Origin of the sequence: Pseudomonas sp. NFX98 (genome assembly GCF_047784845.1) — a bacterium.
Taxonomy (GTDB): Bacteria; Pseudomonadota; Gammaproteobacteria; order Pseudomonadales; family Pseudomonadaceae; genus Aquipseudomonas.
Map to the genome: position 1 here is coordinate 99,292 of NZ_JBLNNF010000004.1, position 19,114 is coordinate 118,405.

General features: G+C 57.0%; 14 protein-coding genes. 12 read left to right on the forward strand and 2 right to left on the reverse strand.

What is annotated here, in order from left to right; translation table 11 throughout:
- Positions 1–16 precede the first annotated feature (16 nt).
- Positions 17–1,054 (reverse strand): hypothetical protein, encoded by a 1,038-nt coding sequence (locus tag ACM110_RS06540; protein WP_416127109.1) that lies wholly within the window; start codon positions 1,052–1,054, stop codon positions 17–19.
- Positions 1,055–1,391: 337 nt separating this feature from the next.
- Between ACM110_RS06540 and ACM110_RS06545 the strand changes: the two genes are divergently transcribed.
- From ACM110_RS06545 to asnB, 12 genes are all read left to right on the forward strand, one after another.
- Positions 1,392–2,273: an esterase/lipase family protein gene (locus tag ACM110_RS06545; protein ID WP_416127110.1), complete on the forward strand. Its 882-nt coding sequence runs from the start codon at positions 1,392–1,394 to the stop codon at positions 2,271–2,273.
- Between the two features lie 106 nt (positions 2,274–2,379).
- Complete coding sequence (locus tag ACM110_RS06550; RefSeq protein WP_007984657.1) at positions 2,380–2,661, forward strand: peptidylprolyl isomerase; 282 nt, start codon at positions 2,380–2,382, stop codon at positions 2,659–2,661.
- Between the two features lie 134 nt (positions 2,662–2,795).
- On the forward strand, positions 2,796–4,664 hold the full coding sequence (locus ACM110_RS06555) for an extracellular solute-binding protein (protein ID WP_416127111.1): 1,869 nt from the start codon (positions 2,796–2,798) through the stop codon (positions 4,662–4,664).
- A complete protein-coding gene (locus tag ACM110_RS06560; protein ID WP_338580536.1) occupies positions 4,664–5,722 on the forward strand; it encodes a microcin C ABC transporter permease YejB in 1,059 nt (352 codons plus the stop codon). The genes ACM110_RS06555 and ACM110_RS06560 overlap by 1 nt, the downstream gene beginning before the upstream one ends.
- On the forward strand, positions 5,722–6,744 hold the full coding sequence (locus ACM110_RS06565; protein WP_338580535.1) for an ABC transporter permease: 1,023 nt from the start codon (positions 5,722–5,724) through the stop codon (positions 6,742–6,744). The genes ACM110_RS06560 and ACM110_RS06565 overlap by 1 nt, the downstream gene beginning before the upstream one ends.
- Before the next feature lie 27 nt (positions 6,745–6,771).
- Complete coding sequence (locus ACM110_RS06570; protein WP_416127112.1) at positions 6,772–8,352, forward strand: ABC transporter ATP-binding protein; 1,581 nt, start codon at positions 6,772–6,774, stop codon at positions 8,350–8,352.
- Between the two features lie 112 nt (positions 8,353–8,464).
- Positions 8,465–9,880, forward strand: a complete 1,416-nt coding sequence (locus ACM110_RS06575; RefSeq protein WP_416127113.1) for a sigma-54 interaction domain-containing protein — start codon at positions 8,465–8,467, stop codon at positions 9,878–9,880.
- 266 nt (positions 9,881–10,146) lie between these two features.
- Complete coding sequence (locus tag ACM110_RS06580) at positions 10,147–11,538, forward strand: GntP family permease (RefSeq protein WP_416127114.1); 1,392 nt, start codon at positions 10,147–10,149, stop codon at positions 11,536–11,538.
- A 7-nt stretch (positions 11,539–11,545) separates the two neighbouring features.
- Positions 11,546–12,319, forward strand: a complete 774-nt coding sequence (locus ACM110_RS06585) for a 3-hydroxybutyrate dehydrogenase (protein ID WP_416127115.1) — start codon at positions 11,546–11,548, stop codon at positions 12,317–12,319.
- Between the two features lie 126 nt (positions 12,320–12,445).
- Positions 12,446–14,401, forward strand: coding sequence for an acetoacetate--CoA ligase (locus ACM110_RS06590; protein WP_416127116.1), 1,956 nt, complete (start codon positions 12,446–12,448; stop codon positions 14,399–14,401).
- A gap of 295 nt (positions 14,402–14,696) precedes the next feature.
- Entirely contained in the window at positions 14,697–16,076 is a 1,380-nt protein-coding gene (locus tag ACM110_RS06595; RefSeq protein ID WP_416127117.1) for an FAD-binding protein, read from the forward strand.
- A gap of 55 nt (positions 16,077–16,131) precedes the next feature.
- A complete protein-coding gene (gene asnB / locus ACM110_RS06600; protein ID WP_416127118.1) occupies positions 16,132–17,820 on the forward strand; it encodes an asparagine synthase (glutamine-hydrolyzing) in 1,689 nt (562 codons plus the stop codon).
- Positions 17,821–17,899: 79 nt separating this feature from the next.
- Here asnB and ACM110_RS06605 read toward each other — a convergent pair whose 3' ends face one another.
- Positions 17,900–19,009, reverse strand: a complete 1,110-nt coding sequence (locus ACM110_RS06605) for a PilT/PilU family type 4a pilus ATPase (protein ID WP_416127119.1) — start codon at positions 19,007–19,009, stop codon at positions 17,900–17,902.
- Positions 19,010–19,114 lie beyond the last annotated feature (105 nt).

Here is a 19,114-nt window from a genome sequence, read left to right on the forward strand (position 1 = left end):
GTTGGCGACTGCGGCCCTAAGACTGCACCTTCACCAACGTCACATCTGACAACTGGCTGACATCATCGAGACGCTCGACCGAATAGGAGACACGGATGGTCGAATCCCGATGTTCCCGCCAAAACCGGTAGGGAACGATAAACACTAATGGCTGACCGGCCGTTTCCCTCGATATCTCGCGATCATCCCGGTGATTGAAATAGTCGCCATCACATCTCAGGTAGACCAGTTCGCCCTCTTCTGCCCGCGCGTCATCGATCACGACGGTGATGCCATCCATCGCGTCTTTCAGGTCCAGCGCGCCCTCGTCGGCCTCAAGTACTTCAGGTGCGGAAAGTGGCTGACGCGTCAGAGGACCGATCAACAGTTGAGTCGTTTCCGAGTAACGAGCGACCTGCCCCTCTTGCAGGACGCAGTAACCGAGGGTGACGCTGGAGCCGAGGTTCGGGGCGATGTACTCCGGATTGATCCAGAACGACAGTTCACCGCCCACCGCAAACGACTCGACTCTCAGCATGTCATTGAAGCTCGCCTGGGCCGAAACACCTGCCCAGCTCAGCAAAACCTGATCTCCTACGGCCATCCGCGCATAAGGCTTGATGGTCACCAGCGTCCCCTCCACGACTCGGTCGGGGTCAAGGGTGCTGCTACCCACTGAATCATTCGCGATTATTGGCAGCAGGTCTTGCCGGGCATCGCCGACACTCAATTGCAAACGCCGGGATTGCACAGGTTGAGGCCGACGTGCGCTTTCAAGTGTGTAGTAAACCTCGACCGAACCGCCATCGAGTGCCGCGATATGCGTCGCAGGTACGACGAAGACAATGTCCATGCCTGCCTGTCCATCGCTGACAAAACGCATCACTTCATGTTTGTAGACCAGACCTTCGAAATCCAGTCCTGTCCAGAACAACACCAGCTTGTCTCCACAGGCCATGTCGAGATAAGGCCCGACCTTGATGACGGCTTTTCTTTCGGAGGGATCGAACATGGCATTTTCAGCTTGTTCCATCGCCGGTATTGGCAAGTTCAAATCGGTTTCATACGTGTTCATCTACAGGCTCCAGTCCTTGGAATAGATGCCCTGTGCGAGTGGGCATCAAAGCGAAGCCTATTGAACCTCATCAGCGCGAATAACGATGTCGGGAGAACGCTTCGGATCGCACGGATAAATGACGTCCACGAGGTAGGTCAATATTCGAAAGCGCCCCCGACTCGCTGAAAAGATGGCGATACATTCCGACTAGGCCCTCATGCATATCTGACTTTTCGACACTTTTCTATTCCGTTTTCCTCAAGTTACAGCGGCTTTTTCATACATCGCGCGCATGTCCGAGTGCTTTAGAGTGAGGTCCAAGGCAACTCCCTGACCGCTGAAAAAGGAAAAAAACATGCAAAGGAATGCAAGCACGCTTCATCCAGTGCTACTGGTTCACGGACTTTTCGGCTTCGACCGGATCGGCTCCTTCGAGCTGTTCCATGACGTGAAACAAGCGCTTAGAAGCGCTGGGGCAAGAGTGTTCGTGCCGCATCTGTCGGCGACCCACAGCAACGAAGCCCGGGGCGAGCAGTTGCTTTGGCAGATCGAGCGGGTTCTGGAAGGCACCGGCGCAAAAAAAGTCAACCTCATAGGCCACAGCCAGGGCGCACTCGCTGCTCGCTATGCAGCCGCGGTTGCGCCAACGTCAGTAGCTTCGGTGACGTCCGTCAGTGGCCCAAATCACGGCTCGGAGCTCGCTGACTTCCTGCGCAAGGCCCTCACGCCCGGAGGCCTGCCGGAACAGATTGCCGATACGGTTGCCACCCTGTTTGCAGACTTTTTGTCGCTACTCAGTGGCAATCCCGGCCTGCCGCAAGACGCTGTTGCGGCATTGAACGCACTGACCACCGAGGGTGTAGGCACATTCAACGACAAGTACCCGCAAGGACTGCCGAAAACCTGGGGAGGCAATGGTTGCGAACGGGTCAACGGCGTCCGCTATTACTCCTGGAGCGGCGTCCTGTCGGCGAACCCCCTGGATGAAGGCATCTATGCCCTTGACCCGCTGCACGGATTTTTACGGGCCTTTTCCCGTTACTTCATCACCGAAGCCGATCAGAACGATGGCATGGTCGGTCGCTGCAGCTCTCACCTGGGGACCGTCATCCGTTCCGACTACCCTTTCGATCATCTGGGCACGCTCCGTCAGACAGGCGTTCCAACCGCAAAAGGCATCGACCCGATTGAGCTCTACGTTGAGCACGCCGAGCGCCTGAAAAAAGCCGGTCTCTAACGAATGCCGGCAGTCCAAGGCGCATTGCACGGAATTTTGAGGAGAAATAGCTCCCTGAATCCGGTAGGCTCGACATTTTACCGAACATTGAAAGGAGTAATTTCCCATGGCTAAAGCCACTGCCCGCCACATCCTCGTAGCCAGCGAAGCCAAGTGCAACGAACTCAAGGCGCAAATCGAGGCTGGCGCAGACTTCGCCGAAGTCGCCAAGGCCAACTCCACTTGCCCTTCCAGCCGTCAGGGCGGTGACCTGGGTTCGTTCGGTCCGGGCCAGATGGTCAAGGAATTCGACACCGTAGTCTTCAGCGCACCGATCAACGTCGTGCAAGGGCCGGTCAAGACCCAGTTTGGCTATCACCTGCTGGAAGTGACCAGCCGTCAGGACTGATCGCCACCTGACTTTGCTCCACAACGGCCCGCCTTTTGGTGGGCCGTTGTGTTTCATATACGTAATTCGGCTGGCGAGGGACGCGCCGCTAGCGTACAAATTGTCGATAACGACACCCGGCTCTAAGGCTGACAATGCGACTGGCTTTCCCTACTGTGTTCTTCACTGCCGTGGCCCTGCTGTTGGGCGCCACCGGTGTGAATGCTGCACCGCAACACGCGCTGACCGTATACGGTGAACCGGCCAAATATCCTGCCGGCTTCAGTCATTTCGCCTACACCAACGCGCAGGCCCCCAAGGGCGGCACGATGCGTCGCTCGGCGATCGAGATCGGCCACTTCGACCATGTGTTGCCATACATCGACAAAGGCATCGGCGTCACGCAGATTGATGGCCTGCTCTACTCGCCTCTGGCCCAGCGTTCACTCGACGAGCCTTACACCGTTTATGGCCTGGTGGCTCAGCAGATGGAACGCTCCGATGACGGACTGTCCCTGCGCTTCTATATCAATCCCAAGGCACGTTTTGCCGATGGCAAACCCATCACCGCCGAAGATGTGCGCTACACCTTCGATTTGTTGATGACCCAGGGCAGCCTGCGTTATCGCACGCAATTTGCCGACGTCAAAGGCGTCGAAGTCGAGTCACCGCTGACCGTGCGCTTCGACTTCAAGAACAACGAAAACCGTACCCTGCCGCTGGACATCGCCACCCTGCCGGTGTTTCCCGAGCATTGGTGGAAGAGTCGCGACTTCGCCGGTGGCGGCGGTTACGAGCCGCCGCTGGGCAGTGGCCCTTATAAAGTAGGCAAGGTCGATTCCGGGCGCAGCATCACCTTCGAGCGCAACGCCGACTGGTGGGGCAAGGACTTGCCGGTCAGTCGCGGCTTGTACAATTTCGATCATTTCAGCATCGAGTATTTCGGCGATACCGACGTGGCCCGCCAGGTCCTGCGCGGTGGCGCCTACGATTACAATCGCGAGTTTTCCGCGACCGGTTATTCCATCGGTTACGAAAGCCCGGCCCTGAGCGACGGGCGCCTGCAAAAATCCCACCTGGCCACAGAAGCCCCGCAACCGAGCCAGGGCTTTGTGTTCAACCTGCAGAATCCAATGTTCCAGGACCGCCGGGTACGCCAGGCACTGGTCATGCTTTGGGATTTCGAATGGAGCAACCGGCAGATGATGCGCAACATGTACATCCGCCAGCAGAGTTTCTTTTCCAACACCGACCTCGCCGCCCGGAAACTGCCGGATGCCGCCGAGCTGGCGATTCTCGAACCGTTGCGCGGGCAAATCCCAGACGAAGTCTTCACCAAGGTATTCGAAGCACCGAAAACCGATGGCAGCGGCTTGATTCGCGACAAGCAGCTCCAGGCCCTGGACCTGCTCGAACAGGCCGGCTGGAAACCCAAAGGTGATCAACTAGTCAACAACGACGGTGTGCCGCTGAGCTTCACTTTCCTGGTCAGCCAGAACGGCATGGACCGCTTGCTGCTACCGTACAAGCGCACCCTGAAACAGATCGGCATCGACCTGAATATCCGTCGCATCGATTCGTCCCAGTACGTCAACCGTCTGATGAGCCGCGACTACGACATGATCGTCACCGGTTACCCGGTGACCACCTCTCCGGGCGGCGAGCTGTTCAATTACTTCGGCTCGGCCGCGGCCAACGATCCCGGTTCCAACAATTACATGGTGCTGAAAAACCCGGCAGTGGACACTTTGATCAACGGTCTGGTGCGCGCCAACACCCAGCAGGACATGCTGCGCTACGCCCATGCGCTGGACCGGGTGCTGCAATGGAACTACTACTGGATCCCCAACTATTACCCGCCGGGAACATCCACCGTGTGGTGGAACCGCTTCGGCATTCCCGACGTGCAAGCCAGCAATGACGAAGCCATCGAGAGCTGGTGGGAAGTGAGCACCACGCCGCTGACCAACCAGGAAATGACCGCCGAGCGCATTCGCCGTGGCAGACCCGGAGGGCCGCACTGATGTGGGCTTACATACTGCGACGTTTGCTGCTGATCATTCCGACGCTGGTGATCATTCTGCTGGTCAATTTCGTCATCGTGCAGGCCGCGCCGGGTGGTCCGGTGGAACAGGCGATCGCACACCTGCAAGGCATTGGCGGTGCCAGCGTCGGCGGCAGTTCGAGCGAGGCGATGCCCACCTCCCGCGCCAGTCGCGGCCTTGATCCGCAATTGATCAAGGACATCGAAAAACAGTACGGTTTCGATAAACCGGCACACGAGCGCCTGTGGCTGATGCTGACCAGTTACGCTCAGCTGGATTTCGGCAAGAGCTTCTTCCGTGGCGCCACCGTCACCGACCTGATCCTGCAAAAAATGCCGGTGACCATTTCCCTCGGGCTCTGGGCGACGCTGATCACTTACCTGGTGTCGATTCCACTGGGCATCCGCAAGGCCGTACACCACGGCAGTCATTTCGATATCTGGACCAGCACCGCGATCATCATCGGCTACGCCATGCCGGCGTTCCTGTTTGCGATGTTCCTGATCGTCGTCTTCGCCGGTGGCACTTCGCTGAACTGGTTCCCGGTGCGCGGCCTGGTGTCGGACAATTTCGAGTCGCTGTCGACCCTGGGCAAAATCACCGATTACTTCTGGCACCTGGTGCTGCCGGTGACGGCGCTGGTGATCGGCGGTTTCGCGACCCTGACCATTCTCACAAAAAACTCGTTCCTCAATGAAATCACCCGGCAGTACGTGGTCACCGCTCGCGCCAAGGGTTTGAGCGAGCGCCGCGTGCTGTACGGCCACGTGTTCCGCAATGCCATGTTGCTGGTGGTGTCGGGGATTCCGCAGGCGTTCATCAGCGTGTTTTTTGCCGGGTCTTTGCTGATCGAAGTGATTTTCTCCCTCGATGGCCTGGGCCGCATGAGCTACGAAGCGGCGGTTTCACGGGATTATCCGGTGGTGTTCGGCTCGCTGTTCATCTTCACCCTGTTCGGCCTCCTGATAAAACTGGTCGGCGACCTGTGCTACACCCTGGTCGACCCGCGTATCGACTTCGCCGCGAGGAACGCCTGATGTTCAAGCTTTCTCCGTTGGGACGTCGTCGTTTCGAACGTTTCAAGAAAAACCGCCGTGGCTGGTGGTCGTTGTGGCTGTTTGTCGGCCTGTTCCTGTTGACCCTCGGCGGCGAGTTGATCGCCAACGACAAGCCGCTGATGGTCAGCTATCAAGGCTCGCTGTACTTCCCTGCGCTCAAACGCTACACCGAGCAGGAGTTTGGCGGACAACTGCCGTTCCAGGCCGATTACCGCAGCGACTACGTGCAGAATCTGATCAAGAAGGACGGCGGCTGGCTGCTGTTCCCGCCGATTCCGTTCAGCGATGACACGCCGAATTACGACCTCAATAAACCTGCCCCGAGCCCGCCGACGAATGTGAACTGGCTGGGCACCGACGATCAGGCGCGGGACGTATTGGCCCGAGTGATTTTCGGCGCGCGGGTATCGATTCTGTTTGCCTTGATGCTGACCTTCGTCAGTGCGCTGATCGGCATTGCCGCAGGTGCCCTGCAAGGCTACTACGGTGGCTGGGTAGACTTGCTCGGTCAGCGGCTGTTGGAGGTCTGGTCCGGGTTGCCGGTGCTGTACCTGCTGATCATTCTCTCGGGCTTCGTCGAGCCGAATTTCTGGTGGTTGCTGGGGATAATGGCGCTGTTTTCCTGGTTGGCGCTGGTGGACGTGGTGCGTGCCGAGTTCCTGCGCGGACGCAATCTGGAATACGTGAAAGCCGCCCGCGCATTGGGCCTGACCGATCGCAAAGTCATCGTGCGGCACATCCTGCCCAACGCGATGAACGCGACCTTGAGTTACCTGCCGTTCATTCTGACCGGGGCCATTTCGACGCTCACTGCGCTGGATTTCCTGGGCTTCGGCATGCCCGCCGGCAGTGCATCCCTGGGCGAGTTGATCGGTCAGGGCAAGCAGAACCTGCAAGCACCGTGGCTGGGCCTGACAGCGTTTTTCACCCTGGCGTTGATTCTTTCTTTACTGGTGTTCATCGGCGAAGCGTTGCGCGACGCCTTTGACCCCCGCTCTTGATCCAAGAGCCTGACGCGGACTGTTGATATGAGTGACAACCTGATCGAAATCCGTGACCTCAGCGTGGCCTTCAGTGGCCAGACCGTGGTGCGCAATCTGTGCCTGGATATCCGCCGCGGCGAATGCCTGGCACTGGTGGGCGAATCGGGTTCAGGCAAATCGGTGACCGCCCATTCGATCCTGCAATTGCTGCCTGAATGTGGCACTGAAACCACCGGCAGCATCCGCTATCGCGGCAAGGAACTGGTCGGCGCCGATGCCCGCCAGTTGCGTGAATTGCGCGGTAACCGCATCGCGATGATTTTCCAGGAGCCGATGACCTCCCTCAATCCGCTGCACAGCATCGAAAAGCAGATCGGCGAAACCTTGCTGGTGCACAGAGGCATGGCCGGCAAAGCGGCGCAGGCGCGGATTCTTGAGTTGCTGCACCTGGTGGGCATCCAGAAACCCAAAGAACGCCTCAAGGCCTACCCGCATCAATTGTCCGGTGGCCAGCGTCAGCGGGTGATGATCGCGATGGCCCTGGCCTGCGAGCCGGAACTGTTGATCGCCGACGAACCCACCACCGCACTCGACGTCACCGTGCAGCGCAAGATTCTGTTGCTGCTCAAGTCGCTGCAACGGCGGCTCGGCATGTCGCTGCTGCTGATCAGCCATGACCTCAATCTGGTGCGCAGCATCGCCCAACGCGTCTGCGTGATGAAGGCCGGCGAAATTGTCGAGCAGGCCACTTGCGAAACCCTGTTTACCGAACCGAAACACCCGTACAGCTGCGTGCTGCTTAACGCCGAACCGGAAGGCGAAGCGTTGCCCCGTGACGAGCGCGAAAACGTGCTGGAGGTGGAAAATCTGCGCGTGCAGTTTGCCGTTGGCGGTGGGCTGTTCCAGCGCAAGACCTATCTCAAAGCCGTGGACGGCATCAGCTTGAGCATCCAGCGAGGCAAGACACTGGGCATCGTCGGCGAGTCCGGCTCCGGCAAATCCACACTGGGCCAGGCGATCCTGCGCCTGCTCGACTCAGAGGGCGGCATTCGCTTTCAGGGCGAGGCGCTGGACGGTTTGACGCAGAAACAGTTGCGGCCGTGGCGCAAGAAAATGCAGGTGGTGTTCCAGGACCCCTTCGGCAGCCTCAGCCCACGGATGTCCGTGGAGCAGATCATCTGCGAAGGCCTGGAGGTGCACAGCGAGTTGAGCACCGAGGAATGCAACGCCGAAGTGATTCGTGCATTGAAAGAAGTCGGTCTGGACCCACAAAGCCGCCATCGCTATCCCCACGAATTTTCCGGTGGCCAACGCCAGCGCATCGCGATCGCCCGCGCTCTGGTGTTGAAACCGGCGCTGATCCTGCTGGACGAACCGACCTCGGCGTTGGACCGTACCGTGCAAAAACAGGTGGTCGCCCTGCTACGCCAGCTTCAGGAAAAACACGGTTTGACCTATCTGTTCATCAGCCATGACCTGGCGGTGGTGCGCGCCCTGGCCCACGACATGATCGTAGTCAAGGACGGCAAAGTGGTGGAAAGCGGCGCCAGCCACGACGTGTTCGATTCGCCGCAGCATCCGTATACCAAGGAGCTGTTGGCGGCGGCGCATGTGGGGCAGGTATAACCTTCCCGAAAAGATCGCAGCCTGCGGCAGCTCTTACACCGACCGCATTCCCCTGTAGGAGCTGCCGAAGGCTGCGATCTTTTGACCTTGATTCTAAAAATGGATGCACACCATGAACACCACCGAAAGCCTCAAGGACTACCAGCGCGTTCGCCTGCTGGCGATCCGTTCGTTGTTCGAGATCATCGAGCAGTCGAGCGAAGGCACGGTGATCGTCGACCGCGACGCCAACATCGTCTGGATGAACGAGCGTTATGCCCGGCGTTTCGGCCTGCAATCGGCCGAGGGCGCCATCGGCAAGGCCTGCGAAAGCGTAATTCCCGGTAGTTTGTTACGTGAAGTGGTGCGCACCGGAAGACCGATTCTGCTCGACATGCAAGACACCCCCAAAGAGCCACTGGTGGTCATGCGCCTGCCGATTCATGACGACGCCGGCGAAGTGATCGGCGCCATCGGTTTTGCCCTGTTCGACGAGTTGCGCAGCCTGTCGCCGATGCTCAAACGCTACATGAGCATGCAGGAAGAACTGGCGTCGACCCGCTCGCTGTTGCGGGCAAGGCAGACCAAATACAACTTCGCTCACTTCATCGGCACCAGCGCCGCCAGCCTGGAAGTCAAACGTCGCGCCCGGCGCAGTGCCAGCACTGAATCGCCAGTGTTGTTGCTTGGTGAAACCGGCACCGGCAAGGAATTGCTGGCGCAGGCGATCCACAACGCTTCGCCGCGTGCGCACAAGGCGTTTGTCAGCATCAACAGCGCGGCGATCCCGGAATCATTGCTTGAAGCCGAATTTTTCGGTACCGCGCCCGGCGCCTTTACCGGTGCCGACCGCAAGGGCCGCGCCGGCAAATTGCAGATCGCTCAGGGCGGTACGCTGTTCCTCGATGAAATCGGTGACATGCCGCTGCCGCTGCAAAGCAAACTGCTGCGGGTGTTGCAGGAAAAGGAATTCGAACCGGTCGGCTCCAACGACGTGATCCAGAGCGATGTGCGGGTCATTGCCGCAACCTCCACCGACCTGGAAGCGGCGATCAAACGCGGCGAGTTTCGCGCCGATTTGTATTACCGCCTCAACGTCCTGCCGATCCACGTGCCGCCGCTGCGCGACCGTCTCGACGACCTGCCCGCCCTCAGCGAAGCAATCCTTGAAGAGCTGCGCAGCCAGCACGAGCTCCACAGCGAAGCGCTGGCGCTTCTGGGTCAACACGCCTGGCCGGGCAATATCCGCGAACTGCGCAACGTGCTGGAACGGGCCGCACTGCTCAGTGATGACCTGCGCCTTTCAGCAACGGACATCCGCGCGGCGATCGGCACGTTTACCCCGGTTGAGCGCGTGGCGCCGTTGACCATCGAACCGCTGGAACACGAGACGTTCAGCGCGGCGCGGGAGCGTTTCGACCGGCAATTGATCGAAGCGACCCTGGCGCAATGCGGGGGCAAGGTGATCGACGCGGCGGCGCGGCTGGGGCTGGGGCGGTCGACGTTGTACAAGAAGATGGTGGCGTTGGGGATTGTCGAGTCTCTATAAAGAGATACATGTCTCTATTTGTAGATTTTTTCAAGATCAAAAGATCGCAGCCTGCGGCAGCTCCTACAAGGGTTTCAGCGTTTCTCTGTAGGAGCTGCCGCAGGCTGCGATCTTTTCAGGCACAAAAAATCTCCCAACAGAGACAAGCAATCCTTTTCAGAATATTAAATCCTTATACTTCAATGACTTAGGCTTATGGCACGAAACTCGCTATAGCCCCTCCACAACGTACTACCTAAAAAAATAACAATCCCAGGAGACACACCATGAGTGTGATCATTGCCTTGGCAGCCCTCGCGCTGCTGATGCTGGCTGCTTACCGTGGCTACAGCGTTATCCTTTTTGCCCCGATTGCCGCCCTCGGCGCCGTCCTGTTGACTGACCCTTCCGCCGTTGCACCCGCCTTCACCGGCGTGTTCATGGAGAAAATGGTCGGCTTCATCAAACTGTATTTCCCCGTGTTCCTGCTCGGCGCGGTGTTCGGCAAGCTGATCGAACTGTCCGGCTTCTCGCGCTCCATCGTCGCCGCCGCCATCCGCTTGCTCGGCACGCGTCAGGCGATGCTGGTGATTGTGCTGGTTTGCGCCTTGCTCACCTACGGCGGCGTGTCGCTGTTTGTGGTGGTGTTCGCGGTCTATCCGTTTGCCGCTGAGATGTTCCGCCAGAGCAATATTCCCAAGCGCCTGATCCCGGCGACCATCGCCCTCGGCGCGTTCTCGTTCACCATGGACGCCCTGCCCGGCACCCCGCAGATCCAGAACATCATCCCCAGCACCTTCTTCAACACCACCGCTTGGGCCGCGCCATGGCTGGGTGTGATCGGGACGATTTTCGTCTTCTGCGCCGGCATGCTGTTCCTCCAGCGCCAACGCAACAAGGCCCAGCGTTCCGGTGAAGGCTATGGCACAGACCTGCGCAACGAGCCGGAAACCGCTGCCGACATCAAACTTCCCAACCCGTGGATCGCCCTGTCGCCGCTGTTGGCGGTGGGCATCATGAACCTGCTGTTCACCCAGTGGATTCCGCAGTGGTACGGCAAGACCCACAGCCTGGCGCTGCCGGGCATGGCCGCACCGGTGACCACCGAAATCGCCAAGCTCACCGCGATCTGGGCCGTTCAGGCTGCGCTGCTGGTGGGCATCCTCATGGTGTTGGCGTTCGGCTACAAAGCGATCAGCAGCAAGCTCGCCGAAGGCAGCAAAAGCGCAGTCAGCGGTGCGTTGCTCGCGGCGATGAACACTGCCTCGGAATACGGTTTCGGTGCGGTGATCGCTTCCCTGCCGGGCTTCCTGGTGCTGGCCGACTGGCTCAAGGGCATTCCTAATCCGCTGGTCAACGAAGCAGTTACCGTGACCTTGCTGGCCGGTATCACCGGTTCTGCATCGGGCGGCATGAGCATCGCCCTGGCAGCCATGTCCGAACAATTCATCGCTGCCGCCCACGCCGCCAACATTCCGCTGGAAGTCATGCACCGCGTAGCGGCAATGGCCAGTGGCGGCATGGACACCCTGCCGCACAACGGCGCGGTGATCACCTTGCTCGCGGTCACCGGCCTGACCCACCGTGAGGCTTACAAAGACATTTTCTGTATTACGCTGATCAAGACCCTGGCGGTTTTCGTGGTGATCGGTACTTTCTACGCCACTGGCATTGTGTGAGGTATTCATGACGACTCTTTCGGGCAAGACCGCACTGGTTACCGGCTCCACCAGCGGCATCGGCCTGGGCATTGCCCTGAGCCTGGCCAAGGCCGGCGCCAACCTGATCCTCAACGGTTTTGGCGATGCATCCAAAGTGATCGCCGAGGTCGAGCAGTTCGGCGGCAAAGTCGGCCATCACCCGGCCGACGTCAGCGACCCGGCGCAGATCGCCGACATGATTGCCTACGCCGAGCGTGAGTTCGGCGGCGTCGATATTCTGGTCAACAACGCCGGCATCCAGCACGTGGCGCCGGTGGACGAGTTCCCGGTGGAGCGCTGGGATTCGATCATCGCGATCAACCTGTCGTCGGTGTTTCACAGCACTCGCCTGAGTTTGCCTGGCATGCGCGCCAAGGGCTGGGGCCGAGTGATCAACATTGCTTCGGTGCATGGCCTGGTGGGTTCGACGGGCAAGGCCGCTTATGTTGCGGCCAAGCACGGCGTGATCGGGCTGACCAAAGTGGTCGCCCTGGAAACCGCGACCAGCAACATCACCTGCAACGCGATTTGCCCGGGCTGGGTGCTGACACCGCTGGTGCAGAAACAGATCGATGATCGCGCCGCGACCGGGATCGACCCGCAGCAGGCGCAGCATGATCTGCTGGCCGAGAAACAGCCGTCGCTGGAGTTCGTCACTCCGCCGCAATTGGGCGAGTTGGTGCTGTTTTTGTGCAGCGAGGCCGGGGCTCAGGTGCGGGGTGCAGCTTGGAATATTGATGGTGGGTGGTTGGCGCAGTGATTGGCCGCTAAACCGCGTTATCGTTCATCGCGGGCAAGCCACGCTCCCACAGGTTTTGTGGTGTCTGTAGGAGCGAGTTTGCTAGCGATCGAGTGCGCAGCACTCGCCAACAAAAAGAGGCAAACCATGTCCGAGATCCTGTGGCAACCCAGCGCCGAACGCATCGGCAAGACCCGCATGGAGGCTTTTCGGCACTTCATCAGTCAGCGGCATCACCTGCACATCGACGACTACCCTGCCCTGCATCAGTGGTCCATCGATCAACGCCAGGATTTCTGGCAAGCCATCGTCGACTTCTTCGATATTCGCTTCCATGACCAACCCGACGCGGTGCTGCTCGAAGGCGCGCAAATGCCCAGCGCCGAGTGGTTTCCCGGTGCGACCCTGAACTTCGCCGAACATTTGCTGCGCCGTCGCGACGACGCCGTGGCGGTGGTGGCTGTGGCGGAAAACGGCCAGCGCGAACACCTGACCTGGGCCGAACTGGCGGAGCACGTCGCCGGTTTCCAAAGCGGCTTGATCGCCGCCGGCGTCGGCTTGGGTGATCGGGTGGCGGCGTGTATGCCCAACACCTGGCAGACGCTGGTGGCCATGCTCGCCACCACCAGCCTCGGCGCGATCTGGTCCTGCTCTTCGCCGGACTTCGGTACGCAGGGAGTGATCGACCGCTTCGGCCAGATCGAACCGAAAGTGCTGGTGACCTGCGCCGGCTATCGTTACGCCGGCAAAGAGATCGACCAGACCGTCAAGGTCAACGAAATCCTCGAACGCCTGCCGTCGTTGCAGCAACTGGTCATCGTCCCTTACGCACGGCCCGAAGCGCGCATCGAAGATTTCCACACAGCAGCCAACGTCACGCTGTGGGACGACTTCTACTTCCCCGGCGGCGAGCCGGATTTCGTCCCCGTGCCCTTCGCCCACCCGCTGTACATTCTCTATTCCAGCGGCACCACTGGCGTGCCGAAATGCATCATCCACAGCACCGGCGGCGTGTTGCTGCAACACGTCAAGGAACATGGCCTGCATTGCGACCTCGGTCCCGGCGAACGCCTGTTCTACTACACCACTTGCGGCTGGATGATGTGGAATTGGCTGGTCTCGGCCCTCGCCGTGGGCAGCGCCGTTGTGCTGTACGACGGCTCGCCGTTCCAGCCTGACTCCGAGCGCCTGATCGATCTGATCGACGACGAGCGCATCAGTGTCTTCGGTACCAGCCCAAAATTCCTTGCAACCCTGGAAAGCAGCGGCGTGAAGCCCATGCACAGCCATGATCTGGGTAGCCTGAAAACCCTGCTGTGCACCGGCTCGGCGCTATCGCCACAGAGTTACGATTACGTTTATCGAGATCTCAAGGCTGATGTGTGCCTGGCTTCGATGTCGGGTGGCACCGATATCGTTTCGTGCTTTGCCAATGGCAATCCGCTGCAACCGGTGCGTCGTGGCGAAATGCAGGGCAAAAGCCTGGGCATGGCCGTCGAGGTATGGAACGACGACGGTCATCCGGTGATTGGTGAAAAAGGCGAACTGGTCTGCACCCGGCACTTTCCGGCGATGCCCATCGGCCTGTGGCACGACCCCGACGGCGAAAAGCTCAAGGCGTCGTATTTCAGCCAGTTTCCCGGTGTCTGGGCGCAGGGCGATTACGCCGAGCAATTGCCTAACGGCGGGATGATGATCCACGGCCGTTCCGACGCGGTGCTCAACCCCGGCGGCGTGCGCATCGGCACCGCGGAAATCTACCGACAGGTGGAGAAAGTCCCGCAGGTGCTGGACAGCGTGGCCATCGGTCAGCAATGGCAGGACGACGTGCGGGTGGTGCTGTTCGTGCGTTTGCGCGATGGCGTCGAGCTGAATGAGACGCTGGAGCGAGAGATTCGCCAAGTCATTCGCGCCAACACCACACCGCGCCATGTGCCGGCGAAGATTGTCGCAGTGACGGATATCCTCCGGACCATCAGCGGCAAAATCGTCGAGTTGGCGGTGCGCAATGTGGTGCATGGACAGAAGGTGAAGAACACCGATGCGCTGGCTAATCCCGAGGCATTAGAGCAGTTTCGCGGACGCACGGAACTTAACGATTGAAGCCCGTAACCCGGCACTCAAAGTGGCCCATCTGCGAAATATTGTCCAAGGTGCGGCCACTTCCCGAAAGCCCAAGAGGAACATTCTAAAGCACACAAGATTATACAATTAAAGTTACAACACCATTATTCAAACAATTACGAAACCACTCGTAATATCCGGTCGAATATTACACTCAGCGAAATGCTTTACAGATCTGGCAACGACTCAATAAGCTGGAATGGCAGGCTAATAAAGATCCCAGCATTTCTCTTTATTAATGTTAATTGCATCCTTCAGTGTCGAGCCAGAACGCATGAGCTACGAATATTTTTGCAACAACCTCGAAAACAACTACAAAAACGTAACCATTATCCGCCCCGGCGATTCTCTGTATGACGATGCCAGACAAGTCTACAACAGGATGCATGACCTCTACCCACTGATAATAATCCGCACAATGAATCGATTGGCACTAAAAGAGATTATAAGCTTCGCCACACTGAACGACATCGAACTTGCGATACGGGGCGGGGGCCATCACATTGCTGGTTTCGGCTCGACACAAGGTGGAATATTACTTGATTTATCCCCTTACAACGACATCATCATTGATGAAGCAAACCAGATTGTACGTATATCACCTGGCGCCCGCCTGAGCGATGTTGATCTTGCCCTTTGCCCAAGAGGTTACGTCATACCCACCGGAACGGTTAGTGATACCGGGATTGCCGGCTTGACATTAGGCGGTGGGATTGGTTGGCTTCTAGGAACACACGGCTTTACCTGTGAAAACCTGGTTGGCGCTGATGTACTCCTGGCCACAGGTGTTGTTGTTAAGGCCGAAGACCCTGGCAACGAAGATTTATTGTGGTCGCTCAGAGGTGGCGGAGGTAATTTTGGTATTGTGCTCGAGTTCAGGTTCCAGCTATCCAAACTCCCCGAAGTCTATTGCGGAACTATAGATATCCCCGACAAACACATTGAGACCTCGTTAAGCAAGCTGATTGCTTATCTGGAAAACCATTGCCCCATGAACCTGGTTGTGGCGCCATTCCTTCAACACGACAAGAGTAACGGAGAGTCGCGACTGTCCATCGATTTTTGTTTGAGCGATTCTAACGATCAATCCGAGTTGTACACTCTCGAAGACCACCTGGGACCGCTAATCAAACACACGTTTCTGACGGATGACTTCGTGCTTTGGCAATCATGGTCCGACGATCGCTTCTCCCAACCCATGAGAGGATATTGGAAATCGATATGCCTTGACGTCATGGAACATGATGTGGCGCATCGATTACTGGATTGTATAAAAAATGCACCTGGCCAAAACTGCAGCATTACTATAGAGCACCTGAATCCATCCAATAGAAAATGCAAACCTGCTGAATCAGCACTCCCCATTACAACAAAATCCTTCGGGATATTATTTTCCGCTCGCTGGCCCTCTGCAGGCGACGACCAAACGAATATTTGCTGGGTGAAGGACTCTTCCACCAGTCTTGCAGACAATCGAAAATTTTCCTCATACTCAAACTACACACTTAACGAAGACAAAAACAGCAAGTCCATTTTCAGCGACAACGGCAGACTTATTAGAGCGAAGAAAAAATACGACCCCAACAACCTATTCCGACGTAACCACAACATATTGGCAAAACCCACTTCCGAGCAGCGTTCTGACATCTCTTGAATAGCAATTCCCTGCAACCAAGATAGCTGTAAACCCTATAAATGAGACTGCCATAATGTGTGGAATACTTGCCGTATACTCCCCAATCTCGGGCGTGCAACCTGAACATGTCGCAAAAGCCCTCGCGGAGCTAAACCATCGCGGACCGGATTTCAGCCATAGTTACATTTCGACAGACGGAAAAATTGCCCTCGGCCATACATTACTGGCTATTGCTGATGCACCTGTTAAAAGCCACCAGCCACTTCAGTTTGAGCATCTGCGAATGGTCTATAACGGTGAGATATACAACACTCAAGAGATCAAACAAAAGCTGCTATCAATAGGCGTCACACTTACCACCCAATCCGATAGCGAAGCATTGATCAAAGCAATATATTTTTTCGGCCTTGAGTATTTACGCAACATCACCGGGTGTTATGCATTAGTCATCCATGACAGCAAGAAAAATATTCTTTTTTTTGGGCGTGATCCCTACGGGGAAAAACAACTGACCTGGACGCAAACACGCGCGGGGGTGTTAGCCATAGGCTCAGAATCAAAAGCCTTCAAGCACATTCCTGGCATCGAATTCAACACCCACTCGAAGCGAGTGTGGCAGGACTTCATTTTCGGCTTTTACTCTCCTCGCACTGAGACTTACTTTAACAACATTCATAATGCCGACCCCGGAGTTATCTACGCCGCAGACTGCGCTGGAAACATTACTGAATTTTTAAAAATCAATTCAACCGTCAACACCTCCTACACAGATGAAGGATTGCACGCTGCAATATCTAGCGCGGTTAAAAGTCAGATACCGGATAGGTTTCCAACGGCCACCATTTTATCTGGCGGATTAGACAGCAGCATAATTACATCTCTACTCGACCAGCACTCTACAAACCTTCAAGCATTCACTGCTTATTACCACGGCATTGAGAGCGAAGACCTCATCAGTGCAAAAAAACTGATAAGCACCTTGAAGAACACAACTTTAAATGACGTTTGCGTGTCACACGACGACGGAAGAAATTTGTTCTCGAAAGTTACTTATTCGCTCGAAGAACCCCTCCTGGATCAAGTTTACATCTCTCAATACCTGCTTTATCAAGCCGTTTCAAAACACGGACTTCGAGTAGCATTGAATGGACAAGGCGCCGATGAGTTCTGGTGTGGTTACAACCTGCATTACGATTTTCCAACCCAAACTGACGCGATACTCAAACACGAATGGCATAACTATTACTTCAAAAAAGCAATCGAATCCGGACTAAACTTTTTCCTTACCGAATCGGAGATCAAGGTAATTATTGAAGAGCACCTACCCGACACATCAGGAAGAGACCCCTTAGAATTACTGACTCAGTTCTCAGTAAATAATCATCTGCGTGCAATGTTATGTCATGAAGATCGTCTATCGATGGCATCCTCTGTTGAGGTCCGACTTCCTTTCCTGGACAGAAACGTTACGAGTCTGGCCATGGGCCTGTCAGCAAAAAACAAGATAGTTAACGGCATCGAAAAAATGCCGTTGCGACGAGCGTTTGAAAAAGAGCTTCCCCGTGAAATATCCCAACGACAAAAACTGGCGTTTCCTGACGCGCCTGAAAAAAACTATAGCCAGATTCTTACTTCAAATAACTACGGCGACTATTTCAACGGTTTCTTCTCTCAGGCTGACTTTGATAAATTCCAGCTGAATGAAAAAAACCCCTGGATACTGTTTGGCGTGAACGCATTTGATAGCTCGTTCAAAAGCTGACAACAGCATTCACGGCCTGCAAGCCAAGTCTGATATCGTGCCCCGGTTTTCGGGGGCGCGGCAATCAAACGAGCGCCTTTCACTCCATCAGCCCCCAATCATCGGGAGGAACCTGCGATCCGACGGATGTTTCCGACTGTAGCCTCAGGCGCAATTTCAAATTGTTTACCGAATCCGCATGTTTTAACGCTTCTTCCTCGCTTATCGCTTGTTCCATTACCAATGCATAAAGCGCCGTATCGAACGTCTGCATGCCTTGTGCCTGCGACTTTTCCATGATGCCCTTGAGCTCGGAGAATTCGTTGCGGCGAATCAAGTCGCCAACCGTCGGCGTCCCCAGCAACACCTCCACCGCCACCCGCCGTTGCCCATCGCCGCTACGCACCAGCCGCTGGGAAACGCAGGCCTTGAGGTTATTCCCCAGATCATTGAGCAATTGCCCTCGACGCTCTTCGGGAAAGAAGTTGATGATGCGGTCCAGCGCCTGATGGGCGTTGTGGGCGTGCAGCGTGGAGATCACCAGATGCCCGGTGTCGGCGAAGGCCAAGGCATGTTCCATGGTTTCGCGGTCGCGGATTTCGCCGATCAGCACCACGTCCGGCGCCTGACGCAGGGTATTTTTCAACGCAGCATGGAAACTGCGCGTATCGACGCCGACCTCGCGCTGATTGATGATCGATTTTTTATGGCGGTGGATGTACTCGATTGGGTCTTCGATGGTGACGATATGCCCGCGACTATGGCGATTGCGGTGGTCGATGAGCGCCGCCAGCGAGGTAGACTTGCCCGAGTCGGTGGCGCCGACGAACAGTATCAGGCCTTGCTTGAGCATTACGGTGTCCAGCAACACCGGCGGCAACTTGAGGTCTTCGAAGCGCGGAATGTCGAGTTTGACGTTACGCACGACCATCGACACATCGTTGCGCTGTTTGAAAATATTGACCCGAAAGCGCCCGATACCGGTCAAAGAGATTGCCAGGTTCATCTCCAGTTCACGATCGAACTCCAGGCGCTGTTCGGCGTCCATGATGGACCCGGCAATCGCCGCGATGTCCCCCGGTTTGAACGGCTGATCGGTCAGGGGCGCAAGAACCCCGTCGAAACGCGCACAGGGTGGCGCGCCGGTGGACAGGTAAAGATCGGAGCCATCCTGGCTGGCCAGGCGTTTTAACAACGCATCGATTTCCATGGCAAAAAACACCTGCGAAGCATTCAATGAAAAAAAATGACCCGAATCGGGGCATTCAGCGTCAACCAAGAATAGTAGATACCGCCTCACCGACTCATGTGCAGG